We start from the raw sequence: 21,460 nt of genomic DNA, 5'->3' as shown, positions 1-21,460 counted from the left end.
ACATCAGGCGGTTCTCTCAACCCTCTATTTGCTTTCTTAGGTTATGGTTCCCCAGCGTTTTCTCTGTGGGGAAACTTTCCCGCATGGAAGCTGTCTATTACTCTTATATACATGACCCCGCAGTAAGGAGCCCCTGATGTTAGATGTCCGGCCAATGTTGATGGTTTCCAATTTTCCTGCAATCTCCCGCGGAACCCTGGAGACCTTGCAGGTCAATTTGGGGTACAAATGTAATCTTAGTTGCACCCATTGCCATGTCGCCGCCGGCCCAACCAGAACCGAGATGATGACGGAAGCGGTGATTGCGGAGGTGCTTGAATTCATTAAGGTAAAGAATATCAAAGTGCTGGATCTGACCGGCGGCGCGCCGGAGATGAATCCTCACTTTCGTTCTTTAGTGGCGGAAGCCCGCGCTTTAGGCGTGAGTGTCATGGACCGCTGTAATCTCACCATTCTGCTCGAAGAAGGTCAGGAATATCTCGCTGATTTTCTGGCGCAACAGGGCGTTGAAATAGTGGCGTCGCTGCCATGCTACGCGGAGCAGAATGTGGACAAGCAGCGCGGCAAAGGGGTGTATCAGGAAAGTATCGCTGCGTTGAAAAAACTCAACGCCCTGGGCTATGGGCGCGAAGGAAGCGGACTAACGCTTAATCTGGTGTACAACCCTGGCGGGCCTTTTTTGCCGCCGGGTCAAGAGAAACTGGAAGCGGATTATAAGCGTGAACTGTTCGAGCGTCATGGCGTTGAATTCAATCAACTGTTTGTATTGACCAACATGCCGATCAGTCGTTTTGGCAGCGTATTGTTATCAAAAGGGCAGTTTAATGACTACATGCAGCTGCTACATGCGTCCTACTCAGAGCCCAATCTACATTCGGTCATGTGCCGGACGCTGATCAGCGTTGACTGGCAAGGGTATGTGTACGATTGCGACTTTAACCAAATGCTGGATATTCCCTTGATTGCGTCAGATAAGCCCAAAGTGCGCCTGCGGGATTTAATGGCGGAGAACCTGGAAGGCGCATCCATCGCTACCGCTGACCATTGTTACGGCTGCACTGCCGGCCAGGGAAGCAGTTGCGGGGGCGCGTTGGATTGAGCTTCGCTGTTAGTGTGATCATCCCTACCTTGAACGAAGCCGAATCCATTTCGGCTTTTTTGCAGGCTTTGCAACCGCTGCGTGAGGCGGGATGGGAGCTTATACTTGCTGATGGCGGCAGTCGTGACGACACAGTCTCGCTGGCCGAACCCAGGGTGGATAAAGTCATAGTCAGTGCGCCGGGGCGTGCGGCGCAAATGAACAACGGCGCTGAGAGCGCCAGCGGGGAAGTCTTGTTGTTTCTGCATGCGGATACGCAATTGCCTCAGGATGCGTTAGCGCAAATGGCGGCGTTCGCTGTGTCCAATGCCGACTGGGGACGCTTTGACGTGGCTCTGTCAGGGCGGAGACTTGTTTTTCGAGTGGTGGAAACCCTGATTAATCTGCGCTCGCGGATTACGTCCATCGCAACGGGCGACCAAGCGATTTTTATTCGTCATTCAGTTTTCCGGCAGCTTGGCGGTTATGCGCGGATACCCCTGATGGAAGACGTTGAAATCTGCAAGCGACTGCGGCGCCTGAGCCGGCCATGTTGCATTAGCGCCAAAGTGATGACTTCCAGTCGACGTTGGGAAAAGCACGGCGTGTGGAAAACTATTCTTCTGATGTGGCGGCTGCGTTTTGAGTTCTGGCTCGGCGTCGCCCCTGAAAAGCTATTTCGCCGTTACTACGGGAGGCCGGGCAATGTCTGAGTGCTGCCTTATTCAATTCGCCAAGCGACCTATCGCCGGCTTGGTGAAGACCCGTTTGATTCCAGAATTGGGCCCTGCGCGGGCGCTGGATGTGCATGAAGCCCTTCTGCGCAAAACGCTGAACGTCTTGCTCGAATCCGACCTTGGTCCCGTGGAGCTGTGGTGGGATGCTCACTGGGACGATGTTGACGCCATGCAATGCTTCCTAATTGGGACTGTGGAGCCGTCGCACATGCCGTCCGCCAGGAAACTGATGATCCGCTACCAGGAAGGCGCGGATTTGGGAGAACGCATGAGCTACGCGTTGACCCAAGGGTTACAGCACTCTGAAAAAGTGATTTTGGTGGGGAGTGACTGCCCGGTAATAACGCCAGATTACTTGCGACAGGCAATGTCGGCGCTGGATCATTCCGACGTGGTGCTGGGGCCGGCTGAAGATGGCGGCTATGTGTTGATTGGCGCGCGTAATATTACTTCGCTGTCTCTCAGTGATATGGCCTGGGGCGTTGAGACGGTTCTGCAGGCGACCATTGCGCGAGCGGGCGATGCTGGCCTGAGTCATCAGCTTTTACCTGTATCCTGGGATGTTGATGACTATTCTGACTACCTGCGCTGGCGTCAAGAGGAGGAACGCTCGCATTCCCGCGTCGATTAACCTGTTCTGAATAGCTTTTACTCTGCTACTTGCTTGATTATTAAAGAATCTAATTGCTATCCCTCCTTGAATTTAAGGCCCGTACAGCTACATTTCATGTATAAGTAGTGAGAATGTATAAGTACTGAGAATGTGTCAGTACTGAGAATGTACAGGTAGTGAGAAGCTGGAAGCGCTCACGTAGCAGATATATGCGTGTTGGCGCGAAGCATCAGCGCAAGATGCGCAAAGTGTTTGGCGACAGGCCTGAAGATTATTCAAAATGAAAACAGCGTTAGTGACAGGGGCGGATGGATTTATCGGTTCGCATCTAGTGGAGATGCTGCATGCGCGAGGTTACCAGGTTCGCGCGCTCAGCTATTACAACTCATTTAATGATTGGGGATGGCTGGAACAGTCCGCCTGCCTGAAGGATCTGGATGTTTGGAACGGCGATATCCGTGATCCGCATTATTGCATCGAGCTCACCAAGGGCGTGGATGTGGTTTTTAACCTTGCTGCCCTGATTGGCATTCCCTACTCCTATACGGCGCCGGATACCTACGTCGACGTCAATATCCGCGGGACGGTGAATATTTGCCAGGGCGCCCGACTCAATGGCGTTGGCCGGCTTGTGCACGCGTCAACCTCGGAAGTCTACGGCACCGCCAAATATGCGCCGATCGATGAAAAGCATCCCTTACAGCCGCAATCTCCCTACAGCGCCTCCAAAATTGGCGCCGAATCCATGGCGCTGAGTTTTCATAATGCGTTTCAGTTGCCGGTGACGGTGGCGAGACCTTTCAATACATACGGACCCAGACAGTCCGCCAGAGCAGTAATTCCCACCATCATCTCTCAAATCGCCGCGGGTAAGAGCTCGATCAAGTTAGGAGATCCAACGCCTACGCGGGACTTCAATTTCGTTGAAGACACTTGCCTGGGCTTTATTGAGTTGGCGGAATGCGAGCAGGCGATTGGTCAGGTCGTCAACATCGGCTCCAACACGGAAATCTCCATTGGCGATACCTTCGAATTGATTTGTCGGCTGATGCAGGCGGAAGTGGTGATGGAGACGGATCAACAGCGCGCGAGACCCGCAAACTCGGAAGTGTTTCGACTTAAATGTGATAACGCTTTGATAAAAAGCCTCACCGGGTATGAACCGAAATACAGCCTTGAGCAGGGACTGCGCAAAACAATCGACTGGTTTACGCGCCCTGAGAACCTGAGACGGTACAAGGCGGATATCTACAATGTCTGACCCCTCAGTCTCTGATCGTCGCCAGGAATATAAACTACTGTTTGAGTTTATTCGCAACGCCTTTCCTAACGAGGGTGTGATTCCCTTGCATGAGCCGAGGTTTAGCGCGCTGGATAAGCAGTATGTGAATGAAGCGATTGATTCAACCTTTGTCTCCAGCGTGGGAGCTTTCGTTGATAGATTCGAACGCCAGATTGCTGAATACACCGGCGCGGGCTACGCCGTCGCTGCGGTGAACGGTACGGCTGCGCTGCATCTGGCTCTGGTGCTGTGCGATGTGCAGCCGGGAGATGAAGTCATCACCCAGGCGCTGACCTTCGTGGCTACCGGGGCGGCGATTCTGTATTGTCGCGCCAACCCCGTGATGGTGGATGTCGACAGAGATTCGTTAGGCATGAGTGCGGATGCATTACGGAACTGGTTGGAGAACAACGCCCGTAAGGAGGGTGGGGTGGCGATCAACCAGAGTACGGGAGCAGTGATAAAAGCCTGCGTTCCAGTGCATGTGTTTGGCCACCCTTGCCGGGTTGACCAGATTAGAGATATTTGCCAGGAATGGGGAATCAAGCTGGTGGAGGACGCCTCGGAATCTCTGGGAAGCTTTTACAAAGGTCACCACACGGGGACATTTGGCGATATGGGCGTATTTAGCTTCAATGGCAATAAAGTGGTCACCACCGGCGGTGGAGGCGTTATTGTGACCAATAATGAACGCCTCGCTCAACGCGCCAAATTTTTATCCACGACGGCAAAACAGCCTCATCCCTATGAGTTTTTTCATCCGGAACTGGGATACAACTACCGTCTTCCCAACCTGAATGCGGCGTTGGGCTGCGCTCAACTAGAGCAGCTTGAAGAATTTATTGAGGCCAAGCGGGAGTTGGCTCACGCCTACCGTGACTTCTTCAATCTGGCGGGAATGTCCGTGACCTTTGTGGAAGAGCCATTGGAGTGTCGCTCGAATTACTGGCTGAACGCAATTTTGACGTCGAGTGAACAGGAGAAAACCGCGTTACTTGAAGCCGCCTTGGAAGAGTCCGTACAGATGCGCCCGGTTTGGCGTTTACTGCATGAGCTGCCCATGTTTGAGGACTGCGCCCATGATGGACTGACGGCTTCCATCGAGTTATCCCGCAGACTGATCAACCTCCCCAGCAGCGTGGTCCGGCGGCGATGACGACTGCCCGAAGAAAAATCTGTGTCGTGACCGGCGCGCGCGCCGACTATGGCCTGCTGTATTGGTTGCTGAAAGAGATAGAGGCGGATGACGCGCTGACTTTGCAACTGGTGGCCACAGGCATGCACCTTTCGCCGGAGTTCGGCTCCACATGGAAGCAAATCGAAGCCGATGGATTCCATCTATCCGAAAAAGTGGAGATGCTGTTGTCCGGGGACTCGCCTCAGGCAATCAGTAAATCCGTTGGCTTGGGCGTTATTGGGTTGGCGGACGCCTATGCACGGCTGCAGCCGGATCTTCTGGTGTTGCTTGGCGACCGTTTTGAAGCCTTGGCGGCGGCGCAGGCGGCCATGCTGGCGCGTATTCCCATCGCTCATATTCATGGGGGCGAGCTGACGGAAGGGGCGGTGGATGATTCAATCCGTCACGCTATCACCAAGATGTCGCAATTACATTTTGTCGCAGCGGAGGCCTACCGCCGCCGGGTCATTCAACTCGGTGAAAATCCACAAAGAGTGTTCAACGTGGGCGCGCCGGGGGTAGAGAACATCCGACGCCTGCCCCTGTTGAGCAAAGACGAGGTCGCGGCCCGGTTAAATGTCCATATGGACCGCCCGGTATTATTGATCACCTATCACCCTGAGACGCTTAGCGAGACAGCGCCGGTGGAGTCGATGCGAACGCTGCTGTCGGCGCTGGACGAGTACCCGGACGCCGTCAAGATCTTTACCTATCCCAATGCCGACGCTTATGGTCGTGAACTCATTGATTGTCTGCACCGTTATCAGGAGCGCCACGGAGACAACGTGGTGGTGTCCTCTTCCCTTGGGCCGTTGCTGTACCTGAGCGTGATGCGTTGCGCTGACGCGGTGGTCGGCAACTCATCCAGCGGTTTGATTGAAGCCCCAGCGCTGGGGCGGCCGACAGTTAATATCGGCGGCAGGCAAGGGGGACGATTGCAGGCGGCTTCCGTCATTCAATGCGAAGAAGAGCGCGCGAGCATTGTCCAAGGGATCGCGCGCGCGCTGGAGCCTGAATTCCTGGCGAGCTTGAACGGGATGACGCCCCCATATGGCGGTGGCGACACCGCCCGACAAATTACGGAGGTTCTCAAGCAAGCTCCACTAAAGGCGCTATTGCTCAAACCATTTTACGACCTGCCGCAAGGAGATGAGGAGTGAAGACGCTGATCATTGCGGAAGCCGGCGTGAATCATAACGGCGATGAGGCCATGGCGCATCAGCTGATTGAGGTGGCGAGCGCCGCGGGCGCCGATGTCGTGAAGTTTCAAACCTTCAAAGCGGACCTCTTGGCCACGGCGGAGGCGCCCAAGGCCACCTATCAGAAAAGAGGTTCCCAGGCGGAGGAATCGCAACTGCAAATGCTGCGTCAGCTGGAGCTGGACTACGCCGTTTTCCGGCGTTTGCGGGATGAGTGCGATCGACGTGGCATCGGGTTTATGTCTACTGCTTTTGAGAGCCGCAGTCTGAAGTTTCTGGTGGAGGAGCTCGGCGTGGAGCAACTGAAGATTCCCTCAGGCGAAATCACCAACGCGCCTTTTCTCCTTGAACATGCCGCCGCCGTTCGAAAATCGGAGAAAGGGCGCCTCATCCTGTCTACCGGCATGGCGACGCTGGGAGAGGTGGAGTCTGCGTTAAGCGCGCTGGCTTTTGGGCTGTTGGCGGAAAGCGGAGAGCCGCCGTCCTCTGAAGCCTTCGAAGCCGCCTGGGGATGCCGTGAAGGACGCGAGGCGGTTCGCGCCAAAGTGACCTTGCTGCACTGTACGACAGACTATCCGACCCCGTTTGACGATGTGCGGCTGCCGGTCATGCAGTCGTATCGGCAGGCGTTTGGAGTCCGGGCGGGGTATTCGGATCACACGCAAGGCGTTGCTATTGCACTGGCGGCGGCGGCGCTGGGCGCTGACGTCGTGGAAAAGCATTTCACCCTGGATCGTAACCTGCCGGGTCCGGATCACATGGCGTCACTGGAGCCGGACGAACTGCGGCAGATGGTGGTGGGCATCCGTGCGATTGAGCAGGCGCTGCAAGAGTCCGTCAAAGTTCCCAGCAAAGCGGAAATGGCGAACCGGAAAGTCGCCAGAAAAAGCCTGGTCGCCGCGCGCGCTATCAAAAAAGGGGAGCGTTTCGATACGTTGAACGTCGCTGTCAGCCGGCCTGGCGGGGGCATGTCCCCCTTCCTGTACTGGCGGCTGCTGGACGGTTCTGCAACCCGAGACTATCAGGCCGGGGAGCTTATTTGTGAATAAGCCCGTACTGCTGATCGGGGGAGGCGGGCACGCTCGGGTGCTGATGGACATCCTCATCTTGAGCGGGGCGGAGGTTATTGGCGTGCTGGACCCGGGCTTTGCACAGGGAACGCAATTGTGGCGGGGAATGGAAGTGCTGGGAGGCGATGAACGCTTGAGCGATTATGGCCCCTCAACGGTGGATCTGGTGAATGCGCTGGGATTCCTGCCCGGCAAGATGGCGCGTAATCAGGTTTTCGCCCAATTGTCTTCTCAGGGATACCGCTTTCCCACATTGATCCATCCTCATGCCGTTCTTTCTGACGATATTAGTTTGGGAGAAGGGTGTCAGGTCATGGCGGGAGCGATCCTGCAACCGGGCTGCGTCATTGGCCCCAATACCATCGTTAATACGCGCGCGGTCATAGAGCATGATTGCATCGTAGGCTCAGACAATCATATCGCGCCGGGAGCGGTCTTATGTGGCGGCGTGCAAACGGAGAATGGCGTGTTTATCGGTAGTCATGCGACCGTTCTGCCGCAGGTTCGCATCGGCGTTAATGCATTGGTCGGCGCTGGCGCCGTAGCGGCAAAAGATATACCTCCAAACGGCAAACTGGCGCCGCCAAAAAGCAGTTTGCTCTCCTGATGCGGCAAATCCAGGCTTTTCCCTTGTGTCGCCTTTGTAACGGACTGTGGCGAAAGCGTAACCGCCACTAAAGAATAAGGAGAAAAAGCCGATAAACAACTATGCAACGCGTCGCCAATTCACTCTCCTTCGCCTGTACGCGCCAAGCGTTGAACGAGGCGCACATCAAAGGCGGGAGGACTGGAACGAAGATTGCTGTGTTGCCATATATGTAATCGGGTTGGTCCAGCGGGATTCATCCGACTGGTTTGGAGGGTAGAAGTATGTGTGCCGATTGGCGTCAGGTATTGATCCAGCCGCAAGCAAGCATTGAGCAGGCGATAGAGGTCATAGAAAAAGCCACTTTGCGCATTGCGCTGGTAGTCGATGAGCAGCAACGGTTGCTGGGCACGGTGACTGACGGCGATGTGCGACGCGCGTTGATCAATCACACCCCCTTATCCGCTTCAGTCGTACGGATTATGGAAAGCGAGCCCAAAGTCGCGGAAATCAATGATTCGCGGGCGCGCATTCTCTCCATCATGGAAAGGCGGAAACTGCTTCATATCCCCGTTGTTGACAGTCAGCGTCGCGTCGTGGGGCTGGAAACGCTGCTGAATATCGCCCAACAACCCCGTTATGACAATCCGGTTATGCTGATGGCGGGCGGCCTGGGTACGCGACTGCGTCCGTTGACCAATAATTGCCCCAAGCCCCTCTTGAAGGTCGGCAATAAGCCTATTCTGGAAAATATTCTGGAGAGCTTCGCCGCCTCTGGATTCACCAATTTCTATATTTCGGTGTATTACAAGCCGGAGATGGTGATGGAGTATTTTGGCGACGGCTCCAAGTGGGGAGTGAATATTCAGTACGTGCGTGAGAATACGCCTTTGGGCACTGGAGGCGCGCTGGGCCTGCTGCCGAATGATATGCCTGATTTACCCGTGTTGGTGATGAACGGCGATATTCTTACCCGTGTGAATTTCGAACATCTTCTGCGTTTCCATCAGCAACAACGGGGAGCCGCCACGTTATGTGTGCGCGAGTATGAATTCCAGGTTCCCTACGGCGTTGTACAGGCGGAAGATCAGCGCATCACCAGTATTGTGGAAAAGCCAACCCACTCTTATTTCGTTAATGCAGGCATATACGTCCTGGAGCCGCAAGTAATACGGGATATTAAGCCAGAGCAGCACCTGGATATGCCGACTTTGCTGCAACAGTTGATGGAAAGCTGTAAGGACGTGGCGATGTTCCCTATTCACGAATACTGGCTGGATATCGGTCGCATGAACGATTTTGAAAAAGCGCAGAAAGATTACATGGAGGATTTTGTGTGACCCCTTTTACTTTTGCTTGCAGAAAGGCGTCTTCATGATCGACGGTAAGCGTGTACTGGCGGTTATTCCCGCCCGTGGCGGCAGCAAAGGCCTTCCCGGTAAAAATATTCGTCCCTTGTGCGGCGTCCCTCTGGTGGGGTGGCCAATCAGGGCGGCCCTTCAGTCTCGTTATGTGGACCGGGTGCTGGTGTCTACCGACTCGCCGAAGATTGCTGAGGTGGCGAAGAGTCTGGGCGCAGAGGTTCCTTTCCTGCGGCCCGATGAGCTGGCGGGCGATTGCGCGCCGACAGCGCCGGTGTTGCTGCATACCCTGGATTGGTGTCGGCAACAGGGCGAATCCTATGATTATTTGGTGCTGCTTGAGCCGACGTCTCCACTCACTGAGGCTACTGACGTGGATAAGGCGTTGGAAATGTTGTTCGGATCGGAGGAGGCTCAAGCGATTGTCGGCGTGGCGGATGTCGATGTTCACCACCCCGTGTATTGCGCGGTGATCAATGAACGCGGATTGCTGGCGCCTTATCAAGGCGGAGACTTCGCCGCCATGCCGCGCCGGCAGGATATTCCAGACGTATATTACTTTGACGGCACCCTCTACATCTCCAAAGTCGAAGCTTTACGTGAGAAAGGCGGCTTCTATCACGATCGAACGCTGCCCTACGTAGTGCCCAAGTGGAAAGCCCTCGACGTGGACACTTTAACGGATTTCATCTGCGTGGAAGCGGTTATGCAACGCAGAGAAGAGTTGAAGTCTTTGTGAACCCATTAAGCGTGGCCTTATGTCTGATTATCAAAGCCGATTATTGAATGTCATTCCCGGCGGGGCGCACACTTACTCCCGAGGTTTTGACCAGTTTCCCGCTAATGCGCCGCAGATTCTTGCCTCCGGCAAAGGCGCTTATGTATTTGACCCGGACAATAAGCGTTATCTTGATTACGGGATGGCGTTGCGTTCGGTGATTCTGGGGTATGCGGATGAAGCGGTGAGTCTGGCCGCCATTGAGCAAATCTGGGCCGGCAATAATCTCACACGGGCGTCAATCGTAGAGCTGGAGGCGGCTGAACTGCTGGTGGACATGATCGACGCCGTGGATATGGTCAAGTTCACCAAAAATGGCTCCACCGCTGTGTCGGCGGCGGTGAAATTGGCGCGCGCCTATACCGGGCGTGATCTGATTGCGCGCTGCGGTCAGCATCCATTTTTTTCCTATGATGACTGGTTTATCGGCTCTACTCCTTTGACGCGAGGTATTCCACAGAATGTGGTGGAGCAGACCAAGTGCTTTAACTACAACGATCTGGCGTCACTGGAGCAACTTTTCGCCGCGTATCCGCAACAAATCGCCTGTGTCGTCATGGAGCCCGCGACAACGGAGCATCCTGCGCCGTCGGCTACTCACGAGGGAGAAACCTTTCTGCATGATGTGCAGCGCCTGTGCGCGCGTCATGGCGCCGTCTTTGTCCTTGATGAAATGATTACGGGGTTTCGCTGGGACCTGCGTGGGGCGCAGCATAAATATCGCATTAAGCCGGACCTGTGCACGTTTGGCAAAGCCATGGCCAACGGCTTTTCGGTGGCGGCGGTGGCCGGACGCAGAGATATCATGGAGCTGGGCTCTATTGAAAAGAGCGGGGCGGAGCGCTTGTTTTTGTTATCCACGACCCATGGCGCGGAAATGTGCGGACTGGGGGCTTTCGTGAAAACGGCGGCCATGTTGCGGGAGCGCGATGTCGTTAATCATATCTGGTCATACGGGGCCAGACTGAAGTCCGGTATGAACGCCCTGGCGGCGGAAGCGGGAGTGGCGGATTACTTTCGTGTGGAAGGCATAGACTGTTCACCGGGTTATCTGACGCTGGATCGTGATGGAAATCCTTCGATGGCGCTGCGCACGCTATTCAGCCAGGAAATGGTCCGGCAGGGTGTACTGATGCCATGGATCGCCTTGTGTCGGGAACATGGCGAAGAAGAACTGGAGCAAACCTTAAGTGCGGTTAAAAGCGCATTGAGGGTATACGCGCAAGCGCTGGAGTCCGGATGGGAGAACTTTCTGGAAGGGCCCGTCATCAAACCTGTTTTTCGCAAATATAACTGATCTCAGCTATATAACATTGTATATACGGCGTTTTTCGACGCAGGCGGACGGCTGGCGCTCGAAAATACAATGGCGTACTAATTGCAGTCACTAAAAGAACTGGCGGGCGAGACAGATTTCCGTCACCCCGGCAAAGAACAGCAGCCTGTGCGAGAGAGGAAGCCATGACGACTCACAATCCACACGATGACTTTGTAGAGATTCAACCTATTACGCAGACCCCGCAATCTGCGCCCAAACCCGCCAAGCTGCCGCCGGTGACGCTGTCGCAACAGGATCTGGCGGACATTAACGCCCACCTCAATCAAAGCCCGGTAGACCTGCTGAAAGTGCCGGCAGTGCGAATGATACTGACCCGTAACCGTATGGCCCAGGTGAATCGCGAGAGTATCGAGCGGGCGGCGAACGTCGACTCCGCCGTCATTGATAATTGTATTGAATACAACATGTCCTGTCTGGCGGATGACGTGACTCATAACCGCCCGGAGCGACTGATCGCCCCTTTGTGCCAGATTGGCTACATTGCGCGAAACATGCCGAAAATGCGAGTGCTGACGGTGGGACCGCGTTCAGAGTCGGAGCTGCTTTGCCTGATATCCTCGGGCTTTAATGAAAACAATATCCGTGGTCTGGATCTGTTCAGCTTTTCTCCCTATATCGATGCCGGCGACATGCACGCCATGCCTTATCCGGACCACTCTTTCGACATCATTATCCTTGGCTGGGTGCTGGCCTACAGCAAAGACAACAAGAAAGCGGCGCAGGAAGTTTTGCGGGTGGCCAAGCCTGGCGCTCACATCGCCATTGGCTGTCAGGTGCAGGAAATTGTGGACGAGGCGTACTGGGAGCAATGGTCGAAGGCCAACAATAAGCCGCATGTCACTGCCGGAACCAAGTTCAAACATACCAACGAATTGCTGGCGTTGTTCGGAACCTCCATTGACCGGGTTATTTTTCAGGAGGACGCCCACCCAGAGTTTGAGGGCAAAACCTACGACATTATGACGATCTTCCGGCTGAAGTAGAGCGAATTCTGGGACTGACGCATATCAGGGGAGGCTTTATGTCCGCATCTGAAATCATGAGGCAAGTGTCGGAACACTATGACCTGCGAACCGGTTGTCGCCAGTATCATCTGGAGTGCCAGCAGGCTTTCACCCGGTATCTGACCATGCCGGGATATTCATCTTTCTACAACAACGGCTTTGATCGCCTGCAGGTTTTGGATGCGGCGCATGTAGAGCGCGTCATGCGACAACTGCAGCGCCTGCAAAATGATGATCGCAGCGCCTGGTTGGACCCTCATGTGGAGACCGTCAGGTTTGATTACCGGAATGACGCGGACTGGATCAGAGAGATGTACGGGGCGGTGCTGAACGTGGAAATGGACCGTATCCTGGTGAACTTCTTCCAGTCCGAGTACATGGTTCACTCGCTGTGCTTTCATCGCACCTTCCCCACGCAAGTGGAGGATGATGTGTCCTACCGCTGGCATCGGGACGCAGGGCCTACCGGTCATATAAAAATCATTATTTATTTCACTGGCGGAGAAATCAGCGGCGCTGGAACGGAAGCGCTGGACGTCAATGTCACCTATGAACTGGCGGAGCAGGGGTATTCATTTCCACCGCTCAACGAACGCCGCTCTGATTTGGGCGTGTATTTCGACCGCGCCAATATTGTTTACAAGCCCTATGATCACTGCACGCAAGCGGGAGAGGCGCTGGTTTTCAGACCGCGGGACGTCCTGCATCGCGGCGTGTTTTCTCGGGACCCTCAATCTCCCAGATATGTCGCGACGATGCTGTTGCTGCCCAGTCCGGTGCATTGGACTCAGGCCCATGAGTTATGGCCGTTATATGCGCAACAACGTTTCGCAGGAAAATCCATTGATATGCAGCACGGCCCAGTCCTGAAAGGGCAGGCCAAGGTGATGGTGCCTTGAGGTCAGTCAGAGTCAGTCACACAGATAGGGCGTTATAGAAGTTGAACGAATGTATGAAGCAACTGGAAGGGAAAGTCGTCGTTATCACTGGCGGGTGCGGACTGCTTGGCGGGAAGTTTTGTCACGCAGTGCTGCAGGCCGGCGGCAGGGTGGCGGTGGCGGATATAGATTTATCCCAGGCTGAGTCTTTTGCAGAGAGCCTGCAAAGCGAATTTGGCCGAGAGGCGGCGTGCGCTGTCCAATGCGACATCACTGATAAAGAAAGCATCCTGAACGCCATCGCTGAAACCGAACGCGCAATGGGCGCGATCAACGCCCTGGTCAACAGCGCCTATCCCCGCAACAAGCATTACGGCCGCCACTTTTTCGACGTGGAATATGAAGACTTTTGCGGCAACCTGTCTTTGCATCTGGGGGGATACTTTTTGGCGTCGCAGCAGTTCGCCAGGCACTTTGTCGCACAGGGCGGCGGCGCCATTGTGAATATCGCTTCCATCTATGGCGTGACGGCTCCCCGCTTCGATATTTATCAGGGGACGACGATGACAATGCCGGTGGAGTATGCGGCGATTAAATCCGCGCTCATCCACCTCACACGTTATATGGCGAAGTACCTGCGCGGCACAGGCGTAAAGGTCAACGCCATCAGTCCTGGCGGCATTGCAGACGGCCAACCGGAAGCTTTTTTGCAGGCCTATGCGGAATATTGCAGCGAAAAAGGCATGCTGGACCCTGACGATATCTGCGGCGCGCTGGTGTTTTTATTGTCCGACGCTTCACGTTACATCAATGGCGGCAACCTGATCGTGGACGATGGTTTCTGCCTTTAGAACCGTCGCTTCTTGAAAGTATTAAACTGAATAATATTGCTATGAATACTGCTATGAAAAAGCTGAAGAGATGCACCCGGTGCCTGCTGCCCGAGACATATGAAACCATCGAATTTGATGCGAATGGGGTGTGCAATATCTGTCGGTCCTGGGAGATCAAGGCGGATCAGATTGATTGGGGCGCGCGCAAGACGTTGCTGGATCAGCTGATTGAAAAATACCGGGGGAAATACGATTACGACTGCATTGTGCCGTTCAGCGGAGGCAAGGACAGCACCTATCAACTTTACTATCTGGTCAAGGAGTATGGCGTCAAGCCGCTGGTCGTCCGCTTCAATCATGGCTTTATGCGCCCGACTATTGAAGAAAACTGTACGCGCACGTTCAAAAAGCTGGGAGTGGACGTTATTGAATTCACGCCCAACTGGAAGATCGTCAAACGTTTGATGCTGGAGTCTTTTCGCCGCAAGACCGACTTTTGCTGGCATTGTCACACAGGCATTTATTCATACCCCATGCAGATTGCGGTTAAGTTCAATGTGCCGTTGATCATCTGGGGCGAGCCGCAGGCGGAGATCACCGCGTATTACGATTATCTGAATGACGAGATCGAGTACGAGGATGAGAAGAAGTTCAATATGATCCGCAATCTTGGCATCTCCGCGGACGACATGTACGGCATGATCAACTCGCCGGAAGACCCCATCGACCGCCGCGACCTGGCCCCGTTTACCTATCCTGCCCTGAAAGATCTCAAGCGGATCGGCTACGCTTCCGTTTGCCTGGGAAGCTTTATCCCCTGGGATTATGAGAAGCACGTTAAGGTGATCAAGGAAGAGCTGGGCTGGCGGACGGACGAGGTGGAAAGCGCGCCGATAGCGGTGAACACCACTTGCGAGAAAATTGAATGTTTTATGCAGGGGACCCGCGACTACATCAAGTATTTAAAGCGTGGTTATAGTCGTATTACGCAAATAAACGCCATGAAGCTGCGTCGCGGCCGTATTTCTCTGGAAGAAGCTGAGCGATTGAATGAACTGGATGGACGTCGACCGGAATCTCTGGATATTTTTCTCGGGTATGTGGGGCTGACTGAGCAGGAGTTCAATGAAATCGTGTCAGGAATGGTCATACCGCCTTTCGATCCTGATTTTGATCATCCTGTCCGCGGCGAACCGCTTTGGGACGCCATCAAATGGTATCGCGAGGATGAGCCTGGATGAATATTGGCGTATTGAATTATGGCATGGGCAATATCAAGTCGGTGCTCAACGCCATTGACGCGGTGGGTTACGACGCGCATGTCGTCGCTGCGGCGGAACAGCTCGCCGAACTGACGCACCTGATCATTCCCGGTGTCGGCGCTTTCGGTAACGCCATGGCCAATCTGGCGTCGGCAGCCTTACTAGAGGCGATCCATGACCACGTTCAGCAAGGGCGGCCGTTGATGGGCGTCTGTCTGGGCATGCAATTGCTGGCGACGCAGGGCGAAGAGGGCGGCGTGAACGCCGGTCTTGATCTGATACCCGGTGTAGTGCGCCATCTGGAGGTCGATGCTCCGGTTCCGCATGTTGGATGGAATGCGTTGATTCATCATCAGGAACACCCGATTTTTCAGGGGGTGAAAAAGCATGTGGATTTCTATTTTGTGCATTCCTACTACTTTGCAGCGCAAGATCGCCGCCACGTGATCGCGGAAACGGAATACGGCGCTTCGTTCCCCGTCGTGGTCGGCCGGGATAATATCGTCGGGGTGCAGTTTCATCCTGAAAAAAGCCAGGATAACGGCTTGAAAATTCTAGAAAACTTTTGTGAATGGGACGGGCGATGCTGAAAAAGCGCATTATTCCCATGCTGCTGTTGAGTCAGGGGCGCATGGTGAAGGGGAAACAATTTTCCGCTTTTCGGGACACTGGCGATCCGGTTTCCGCCGCTCGCATATACAACGCTCAGTTTGCGGATGAACTGGTGTTTCTGGATGTGGACGCCAATCGCCAGGGAAGCGACTTTGAGCAATTGTTGAATCTCATTGATAAGGTGTCTTCCGAATGTTTTATGCCGCTGAGCGTCGGCGGCGGCGTGAACTCAGTGGAGCAAGTGCGTCGCCTGGTGCAGTCCGGCGCCGATAAGGTTGTTATCACCACTGCCGCGTTAGAAAATCCAGGCTTGATTAACGACGCTTCGGCTATCTTTGGCCGCCAATGCATTGTCGTCGGCCTGGATGTGAAACGGGAAGATGGCGCATATCGCTTGTACTCTCATTGTGGGCGTCACAAAACAGAGCGGGAACTGGAAGAGTTTATTCGCGACATGACCCAGCGCGGCGCCGGCGAGTTTATCGTCAACGCTGTCGATCGCGACGGCATGATGCAGGGATATGACCTGGAGATGATTAAGTGCGCCAAGGCGGTTACCGATCGACCTGTGCTTGCCGCCGGCGGCGCAGGTACTTTCGCGCATCTTACTGCGGCCTTTCAGGAAGCGAATGCAGACGCTGTGGTGTGCGCGAGCATTTTCCACTTTGGCGACAACAACCCCATTCGCGCCAGATCACATTTATTGAACGCCGGCATCCCCATGAAACTTATCAAATAACCATGCAGCTATCTTTAGCCCCTGAGCATCTGGCTCATTATGTCTGTAAGCAGCTGGATCATTTTTTCCCGGACGGCCGCAGCGTAGAAACCGCGGTGTCTCAATCTCTACCTGAAGCGCTAAAACGACTGGAGTTCTGTTTCTCCCATATTCGTCTGAAATACTACGTCGAAAATGACGAGGCCGTGTTTAACCATCTTCATGGCGACCATTACGCTACCTTCTTGTATTTTCTCGCTAATCAGGCCTACCGTGACAGTCAGGCGACGCTTGCGGAAAAGGCGTTTCTTCTTAATAAAGCTTTGCACGGGATAGACGCCTTCTATGGCGTGGAGCTGCCGCGTATCTTCCTGCTGGTGCACCCGCTTGGAACGGTGCTGGGCTCAGCCTCTTACAGCGATTATCTGACGGTGTACCAGGGCGTGACCATTGGCTCTACCTATCGCGGCGACTATCCAACGATTGGCGAGGGCGCCGTGTTTTGTGCCGGCGCCAAGCTGATCGGTAACTGTCGCGTTGGCGCTAACGTCACTTTTGCCGCCGAGGCGTTCGTGCAAGGTATCGATACGCCGGATAACAGCCTGGTCGTGGGAAAGTTTCCTGACTGCCGGATATCGCCCAATAAACTGGATAATCGACGGGTCAAGTTTGGCTGAGAACGGCGTGAGCGGATAGCGGCTCAAGAGGGAAGGGAGATGACGCAGGGCAAAAAAACGGCGGGCCTTGCAGCCCGCCGATAGTGGCTTTTACCTTTTCACAAAATACAGCTTGAGATCATGGCCGATCACTTTGCCGATATCGGCCCCGAAGACTTCGGTCTGCAGTTGTTTCAATATTGGACCTGAGGGTTGCACCTTGTCGTCCCGGTCTTTGACCTGCGCCAGCTTCCAGTCCACCTCATTGCTGAGGTACGTCAGCACCGATTGAATCTGCGCGCGGTCTTCACCAGCGAACCAGGTGCTGCGACACCCTGTCAGGTTGTAAAAGTGCGGATGACTGAGCAATGGCGCCCAGGCGGGATCGTCTGCATTTTCGATGATGGCCCGGCGCAGCAAGCGGATATCATTGGAGCGACGCGTCAGTCGGTAGTGCTCAATGATTGTCTGAGCTTTATCGGTAACCTGGGTCAGTTCGCTGTCGCCGGTCGAAACCTGCACGACGCCTCCTTTGCACACCATTTTTTGGATACTTTCAATTAAGTTAAATTCCGCGACGCTGAGTGAAGGAAACTTTTCGATTTTCAGGAAGTGAATCCTGGCGCCGTCCTCAATAAAGCGCTGAGCGATGGAGTAGGGCCAGAATACGATATTTTCCAGATCATACTGTTCCGCTTTGCGAGCGCCAAAAGCGAGGTTCGCCAGGTTTTCGTCGACGGCGATCACATCCACGTCGTCAAAGTAGCGGGCGAATTCCACCGCTCTTTGTGACGACTCGGCGCCGAGAATCATCGCGCACAAGCGTTCAGGCAACTGTTGCGCCTTCGCACCCAGTACGCTTTCCAATTGTTTGCGCAACGACTGCTCGCTGAAGAACTCAATGTTACGCCATACCGGGCAGGCCATGGCGACTTCCGCTGCGTCTTCCAGCAGCTCAAGTTGTTTTTCCTGAAACCCTTGCTTGTAACCTTCGTCTTCCATTGGCAGGTAGAAACTGGCCTCCATCAGGGTTTGCATTGCGTCCGGCCAGTCGCCAAGAGAGAAAGCCGACAAGTAGCGCGAATAGGCTTGCGGGAAGAGGGTGACGTACATGGCGGCGACGATAACAGCGCCTGCGATGTCGGTCACGCTGTTTTCCGTTGTGCAGGACAGCAGAATTTTTCTGTTCAAGTCGCTGATTTGAGCGGTTTCGTCTTCGGCGGCGTAGAGGGCTCCGCCGGTAGCGACATTATAGACGCCAACGGCGATGGCCAGTTCCTGCAGCCCTTCGCGTAATTCGCCGGAGGCCGTCGTCTCTTCAAGGATGGCTTTGCGTATCAAGGTGATGAACTGCTCCACGTCTGCATTCGGCATGACGGTCCTGGTCAGCGCTAATAGCAGTAATGGGTCCTGCGCGGCGTCGTTGATATCGATGCACACGTCGGGGTTGCGCAAGTCGTACTTTAACGCCAGCGCTTGTGCGGTAAGGCGAGCCAGATTCTGATGAGGCAGATCTTCTTGCTGCAACAGATCGGTCAAGTCGCGCTCGATAGTTTCGGAGCGCCGCCCAACCTGCAGATGAGCGCAGCATTTGATCATACCGGCGTACAGAGTGGGCCACTCCAGACCGTATTCCAGTAAGCGTCGATAGTGCATATAGGCAATGTCGTAATTGCCCATCGCAGCCTGGCAGTGCGCGATTCCCAGAAAGGCCGCGGCGTAGCTTTTATCCTGCTGCAGCGCCTGCTGGAAATATTGCTGCGCCTGAGCGGGCTGATTCTCCATCAGGTTCAGATAGCCGAGGTTGGCGATCAGTTGCGGCGCATTGCGCTCTTGGGCCAGCGCCTGATTGAAGAACCGGCGCGCTTCATTAAGCTGTCCTTCATCCAGCTCTATTCGACCTAACAGACCCAACGCCGAGGCGTGCGCTGGGTCCAGCGCCAGCGCTTGCTCTATCAACGCTTTGGCGACGCCTCTGTCCTCACTGCGCTGTTGATGCGACGCCCCTGGACGGTTGGAAGCGCGGTATATCTCGTTCGCCTCTATCAGTAGACGGGCGGCTTCAACACGGGTGGATTGAAGTTTTTCGTTTGCTTGCGCTGTTGCCTGCATGGTGCTTACCTCTGCTAGCTCAATTCAATCTCTGTTTAGCCTTGCAGCAGCTGCAGCACCTGCTGCGGCTGCGCATTGGCCTGGGCCAGAATCGACAATCCGGCTGACTGCAATACCTGGGTTCGGGACAGCTCTGCGGTCTCCGCCGCGAAGTCCGCATCGCGGATTCGCGAGTTGGCGGCGGTCAGGTTTTCTGAGGCGATCGCCTGGTTGGATATGGTCGACTCGAAGCGGTTCTGTATGGCGCCGAGATTCGCACGCTGGAAGTTGATGGTGTTCAACGCGTTGTCCACCGCACTGAGGGCCAGGATGGCGCCGTCCACCGAGGAGATGTCGATGTTTTGCACCAATTGTCCCGTGGAGTTGGAGCCGTAAGTGCCGACTTCGAACCCGCTCTTTTCTATCTGACCGGTCAGCGTATCCAACTCGATGGCGCCGGCCGAGAGCAGGGTGATGGTGCTGGCGGTGACGGTGTCCACAGTGCCGAGTCCAATCAAGGAGGTGGTTGTGGACGCGTTGGATATCTGAATGTTCCTGCCATCGTCGGCGATCATTCTGTAGCTGCTGCCGAAGGCTTCTGCTTGCACCCCGGTCTGTCCGGACTTGTTATTAATCGCAGTGATGACTGTTCTCTGCACATCCGCCACGGTGTCGTTGGAGCCGTAGGAGATATTGATCTGTACGCCGTTAATCTGGAAGTTGAAGTTTTGCGCGCTGCCGGTGACCAACGCTGTGGCGTTTTGGATCGTGTCGTTTACTTCCGCTACAACGCCAGTCTGATCGCTGACCTTATTGATGGCCACGGCTTTGGCGATGGCGCTGGAGTCAGTCTGCGTGCTGGAGGATGTGTCAAAGTTGGTTTGCGTCGGACCGATGGGGACGCCGTTGATAACCAGGTCGCCGGCGGCGAAGGGATTAGCGTCCACTTGGTCGCTGATGGCCCCGCTGTTATTACCGCTGAACGAGCCTACCGACAAGCCTGCGTTACCAATGTTGCCGGTTGTGGTGTCGAGCCCGATGGCGCTGCCGTCGCGGGATATGAGCGTAAAGGTCCCCGTATAGGTGATGGCGGCGGAGGCCGTGGTATCAGACGGGGGTAAACCGAATGCGGTGGAATTGAGAGCGGTGCTTTGGATGACAATGTTGCGGCCATCCTCCGCCGTCAGCCTGATGCCGACCGTCGGGTTGCCGTCAAACGAGGCGGTGACGCCGGTTTGTCCGGATTTTTCATTGATCGCCGCCGCGACGTTCTCAAGGTTGACCTGTGATGACAAGTTAGAGGAGATGGTCACAGCGATCGCCACGCCGTTGATTGTTACGGAGGCCGACTGAGTGGTGGCGATAAATGTGGTGGAGCCGCTGACGTATGTGCCGTTAATCACGGCTTCTACGCCGGTGGATTCCGTCAGTTTATTAATGGCCGCCACTTTGGCGATGGCGCTCTGATCCTGATTGGCGCTGGAGAACGCGTCGTCAACGCCGGTGGAGGCGCCGATGGCGATGCCGTTGATCACCAGGTCGCCTGCGGCGAGGGCTGCGGCTTCCGGCTCCGAGGAAATGCCGTCGGTTTCCGCCGCCCCCAGTTTATCCACGGTCGCCCCTTCAATGCCGAAAGTGACCGACTCTCCCTCGTTGGCGCCGATTTGGAAGGTCACATCAGTAAAGGTGCCATCCAGCAGTTTCGTGCCGTTGAAGTTGGTCTGGTCCGAAACCCGTTTGATTTCCTGCAGCAGCTGGCGAACCTCTTCGTTCAGCGCCTTGCGATCCAAACCGCTGTTGGTGGCGTTAGCGGACTGCAGCGCCAGGTCGCGAATACGCAGGAGGTTTTCGCTCATCGCTCCAAGCGCGCCTTCCGCTGTTTGCGATAGCGACACGGCGTCGCCAGCGTTGCGGATAGCCACGCTTAATCCTCGCACCTGCGATGTAAAGCGGGTGGAGATCGCCAGGCCGGCGGCGTCGTCCCGCGCGCTGTTGATACGAAGACCCGATGACAGGCGCGCCAGAGCGGTCTGGTTGGCTGACTGCGAATTATTAAGGTTTCGCTGCGCGTTGATCGAGGCGATGTTGGTATTAATTATCTGAGGCATAACTTCCCCCTATTGCGTCTATACCAGCCGGGCCGTTTCCTTCGTAAGAGCCGCTCGGATGCGTAGCAACCGGCTACC

20 protein-coding genes are annotated in these 21,460 nt (G+C 55.1%); 18 read left to right on the top strand and 2 right to left on the bottom strand.

Features of this window, described 5'->3' with window-relative positions; genetic code table 11:
- Positions 1-136: 136 nt before the first annotated feature.
- From arsS to HCH_RS21645, 18 genes are all read left to right on the top strand, one after another.
- Complete coding sequence (arsS, locus tag HCH_RS21730) at positions 137-1,099, top strand: arsenosugar biosynthesis radical SAM (seleno)protein ArsS (RefSeq protein ID WP_011398600.1); 963 nt, start codon at positions 137-139, stop codon at positions 1,097-1,099.
- The gene (locus HCH_RS21725) at positions 1,096-1,791 is read left to right on the top strand and encodes a TIGR04283 family arsenosugar biosynthesis glycosyltransferase (RefSeq protein ID WP_238384920.1); all 696 of its coding nucleotides are present in this window, start codon (positions 1,096-1,098) and stop codon (positions 1,789-1,791) included. Before arsS ends, HCH_RS21725 begins: the two co-directional genes overlap by 4 nt.
- A complete protein-coding gene (locus HCH_RS21720; protein ID WP_011398598.1) occupies positions 1,784-2,446 on the top strand; it encodes a TIGR04282 family arsenosugar biosynthesis glycosyltransferase in 663 nt (220 codons plus the stop codon). Before HCH_RS21725 ends, HCH_RS21720 begins: the two co-directional genes overlap by 8 nt.
- Positions 2,447-2,708: 262 nt before the next feature.
- Positions 2,709-3,689, top strand: a complete 981-nt coding sequence (locus HCH_RS21715; RefSeq protein ID WP_011398597.1) for an NAD-dependent 4,6-dehydratase LegB — start codon at positions 2,709-2,711, stop codon at positions 3,687-3,689.
- Positions 3,682-4,866, top strand: a complete 1,185-nt coding sequence (locus tag HCH_RS21710; protein WP_011398596.1) for a LegC family aminotransferase — start codon at positions 3,682-3,684, stop codon at positions 4,864-4,866. Before HCH_RS21715 ends, HCH_RS21710 begins: the two co-directional genes overlap by 8 nt.
- Entirely contained in the window at positions 4,863-6,047 is a 1,185-nt protein-coding gene (gene neuC, locus HCH_RS21705) for a UDP-N-acetylglucosamine 2-epimerase (RefSeq protein WP_011398595.1), read from the top strand. Before HCH_RS21710 ends, neuC begins: the two co-directional genes overlap by 4 nt.
- Positions 6,044-7,135, top strand: coding sequence for an N-acetylneuraminate synthase (gene neuB, locus HCH_RS21700; RefSeq protein ID WP_011398594.1), 1,092 nt, complete (start codon positions 6,044-6,046; stop codon positions 7,133-7,135). Before neuC ends, neuB begins: the two co-directional genes overlap by 4 nt.
- The gene (locus tag HCH_RS21695) at positions 7,128-7,763 is read left to right on the top strand and encodes an acetyltransferase (RefSeq protein ID WP_011398593.1); all 636 of its coding nucleotides are present in this window, start codon (positions 7,128-7,130) and stop codon (positions 7,761-7,763) included. Before neuB ends, HCH_RS21695 begins: the two co-directional genes overlap by 8 nt.
- A 263-nt stretch (positions 7,764-8,026) precedes the next feature.
- The gene (locus HCH_RS21690) at positions 8,027-9,082 is read left to right on the top strand and encodes a nucleotidyltransferase family protein (RefSeq protein WP_011398592.1); all 1,056 of its coding nucleotides are present in this window, start codon (positions 8,027-8,029) and stop codon (positions 9,080-9,082) included.
- 34 nt (positions 9,083-9,116) lie between these two features.
- On the top strand, positions 9,117-9,842 hold the full coding sequence (locus tag HCH_RS21685; protein WP_011398591.1) for a cytidylyltransferase domain-containing protein: 726 nt from the start codon (positions 9,117-9,119) through the stop codon (positions 9,840-9,842).
- Between the two features lie 19 nt (positions 9,843-9,861).
- Entirely contained in the window at positions 9,862-11,178 is a 1,317-nt protein-coding gene (locus tag HCH_RS21680; protein ID WP_011398590.1) for a glutamate-1-semialdehyde 2,1-aminomutase, read from the top strand.
- A gap of 164 nt (positions 11,179-11,342) precedes the next feature.
- Positions 11,343-12,203, top strand: a complete 861-nt coding sequence (locus HCH_RS21675; protein ID WP_011398589.1) for a class I SAM-dependent methyltransferase — start codon at positions 11,343-11,345, stop codon at positions 12,201-12,203.
- Positions 12,204-12,241: 38 nt separating this feature from the next.
- Positions 12,242-13,123 carry a hypothetical protein gene (locus HCH_RS21670; protein ID WP_011398588.1) on the top strand — a complete coding sequence of 294 codons (882 nt, stop codon included), beginning with the start codon at positions 12,242-12,244 and terminating at the stop codon, positions 13,121-13,123.
- A gap of 53 nt (positions 13,124-13,176) precedes the next feature.
- Complete coding sequence (locus tag HCH_RS21665; protein WP_011398587.1) at positions 13,177-13,953, top strand: oxidoreductase; 777 nt, start codon at positions 13,177-13,179, stop codon at positions 13,951-13,953.
- A 53-nt stretch (positions 13,954-14,006) separates the two neighbouring features.
- Positions 14,007-15,176, top strand: coding sequence for an N-acetyl sugar amidotransferase (locus HCH_RS21660; RefSeq protein WP_041598855.1), 1,170 nt, complete (start codon positions 14,007-14,009; stop codon positions 15,174-15,176).
- The gene (gene hisH / locus HCH_RS21655) at positions 15,173-15,787 is read left to right on the top strand and encodes an imidazole glycerol phosphate synthase subunit HisH (RefSeq protein ID WP_011398585.1); all 615 of its coding nucleotides are present in this window, start codon (positions 15,173-15,175) and stop codon (positions 15,785-15,787) included. Before HCH_RS21660 ends, hisH begins: the two co-directional genes overlap by 4 nt.
- Positions 15,781-16,548 (top strand): glycosyl amidation-associated protein WbuZ, encoded by a 768-nt coding sequence (gene wbuZ / locus HCH_RS21650; RefSeq protein ID WP_011398584.1) that lies wholly within the window; start codon positions 15,781-15,783, stop codon positions 16,546-16,548. The genes hisH and wbuZ overlap by 7 nt, the downstream gene beginning before the upstream one ends.
- Before the next feature lie 2 nt (positions 16,549-16,550).
- Complete coding sequence (locus HCH_RS21645) at positions 16,551-17,204, top strand: serine acetyltransferase (RefSeq protein WP_011398583.1); 654 nt, start codon at positions 16,551-16,553, stop codon at positions 17,202-17,204.
- Between the two features lie 90 nt (positions 17,205-17,294).
- On the opposite strand, the gene HCH_RS21640 is transcribed toward HCH_RS21645, so the two are convergent.
- Positions 17,295-19,295, bottom strand: coding sequence for a tetratricopeptide repeat protein (locus tag HCH_RS21640; protein WP_011398582.1), 2,001 nt, complete (start codon positions 19,293-19,295; stop codon positions 17,295-17,297).
- Between the two features lie 35 nt (positions 19,296-19,330).
- On the bottom strand, positions 19,331-21,382 hold the full coding sequence (locus HCH_RS21635; protein ID WP_011398581.1) for a flagellin: 2,052 nt from the start codon (positions 21,380-21,382) through the stop codon (positions 19,331-19,333).
- Between the last annotated feature and the right edge of the window lie 78 nt (positions 21,383-21,460).

It is taken from the genome of Hahella chejuensis KCTC 2396 (genome assembly GCF_000012985.1).
GTDB lineage: Bacteria > Pseudomonadota > Gammaproteobacteria > Pseudomonadales > Oleiphilaceae > Hahella > Hahella chejuensis.
This window is presented reverse-complemented; position numbering and strand designations above follow the sequence as displayed.

Excerpts from the sequence above, each read along its gene's own strand:
- HCH_RS21720 (WP_011398598.1), top strand. The coding sequence starts at position 1,784 with ATGTCTGAGTGCTGCCTTATTCAATTCGCCAAGCGACCTATCGCCGGC.
- HCH_RS21710 (WP_011398596.1), top strand. The coding sequence starts at position 3,682 with ATGTCTGACCCCTCAGTCTCTGATCGTCGCCAGGAATATAAACTACTG.
- HCH_RS21635 (WP_011398581.1), bottom strand. The coding sequence starts at position 21,382 with ATGCCTCAGATAATTAATACCAACATCGCCTCGATCAACGCGCAGCGA.
- HCH_RS21715 (WP_011398597.1), top strand. The coding sequence starts at position 2,709 with ATGAAAACAGCGTTAGTGACAGGGGCGGATGGATTTATCGGTTCGCAT.
- HCH_RS21660 (WP_041598855.1), top strand. The coding sequence starts at position 14,007 with ATGAAAAAGCTGAAGAGATGCACCCGGTGCCTGCTGCCCGAGACATAT.
- HCH_RS21685 (WP_011398591.1), top strand. The coding sequence starts at position 9,117 with ATGATCGACGGTAAGCGTGTACTGGCGGTTATTCCCGCCCGTGGCGGC.
- HCH_RS21670 (WP_011398588.1), top strand. The coding sequence starts at position 12,242 with ATGTCCGCATCTGAAATCATGAGGCAAGTGTCGGAACACTATGACCTG.
- HCH_RS21645 (WP_011398583.1), top strand. The coding sequence starts at position 16,551 with ATGCAGCTATCTTTAGCCCCTGAGCATCTGGCTCATTATGTCTGTAAG.
- wbuZ (WP_011398584.1), top strand. The coding sequence starts at position 15,781 with ATGCTGAAAAAGCGCATTATTCCCATGCTGCTGTTGAGTCAGGGGCGC.
- HCH_RS21640 (WP_011398582.1), bottom strand. The coding sequence starts at position 19,295 with ATGCAGGCAACAGCGCAAGCAAACGAAAAACTTCAATCCACCCGTGTT.
- arsS (WP_011398600.1), top strand. The coding sequence starts at position 137 with ATGTTAGATGTCCGGCCAATGTTGATGGTTTCCAATTTTCCTGCAATC.
- HCH_RS21665 (WP_011398587.1), top strand. The coding sequence starts at position 13,177 with ATGAAGCAACTGGAAGGGAAAGTCGTCGTTATCACTGGCGGGTGCGGA.
- HCH_RS21680 (WP_011398590.1), top strand. The coding sequence starts at position 9,862 with ATGTCTGATTATCAAAGCCGATTATTGAATGTCATTCCCGGCGGGGCG.
- HCH_RS21690 (WP_011398592.1), top strand. The coding sequence starts at position 8,027 with ATGTGTGCCGATTGGCGTCAGGTATTGATCCAGCCGCAAGCAAGCATT.
- neuC (WP_011398595.1), top strand. The coding sequence starts at position 4,863 with ATGACGACTGCCCGAAGAAAAATCTGTGTCGTGACCGGCGCGCGCGCC.
- HCH_RS21675 (WP_011398589.1), top strand. The coding sequence starts at position 11,343 with ATGACGACTCACAATCCACACGATGACTTTGTAGAGATTCAACCTATT.
- hisH (WP_011398585.1), top strand. The coding sequence starts at position 15,173 with ATGAATATTGGCGTATTGAATTATGGCATGGGCAATATCAAGTCGGTG.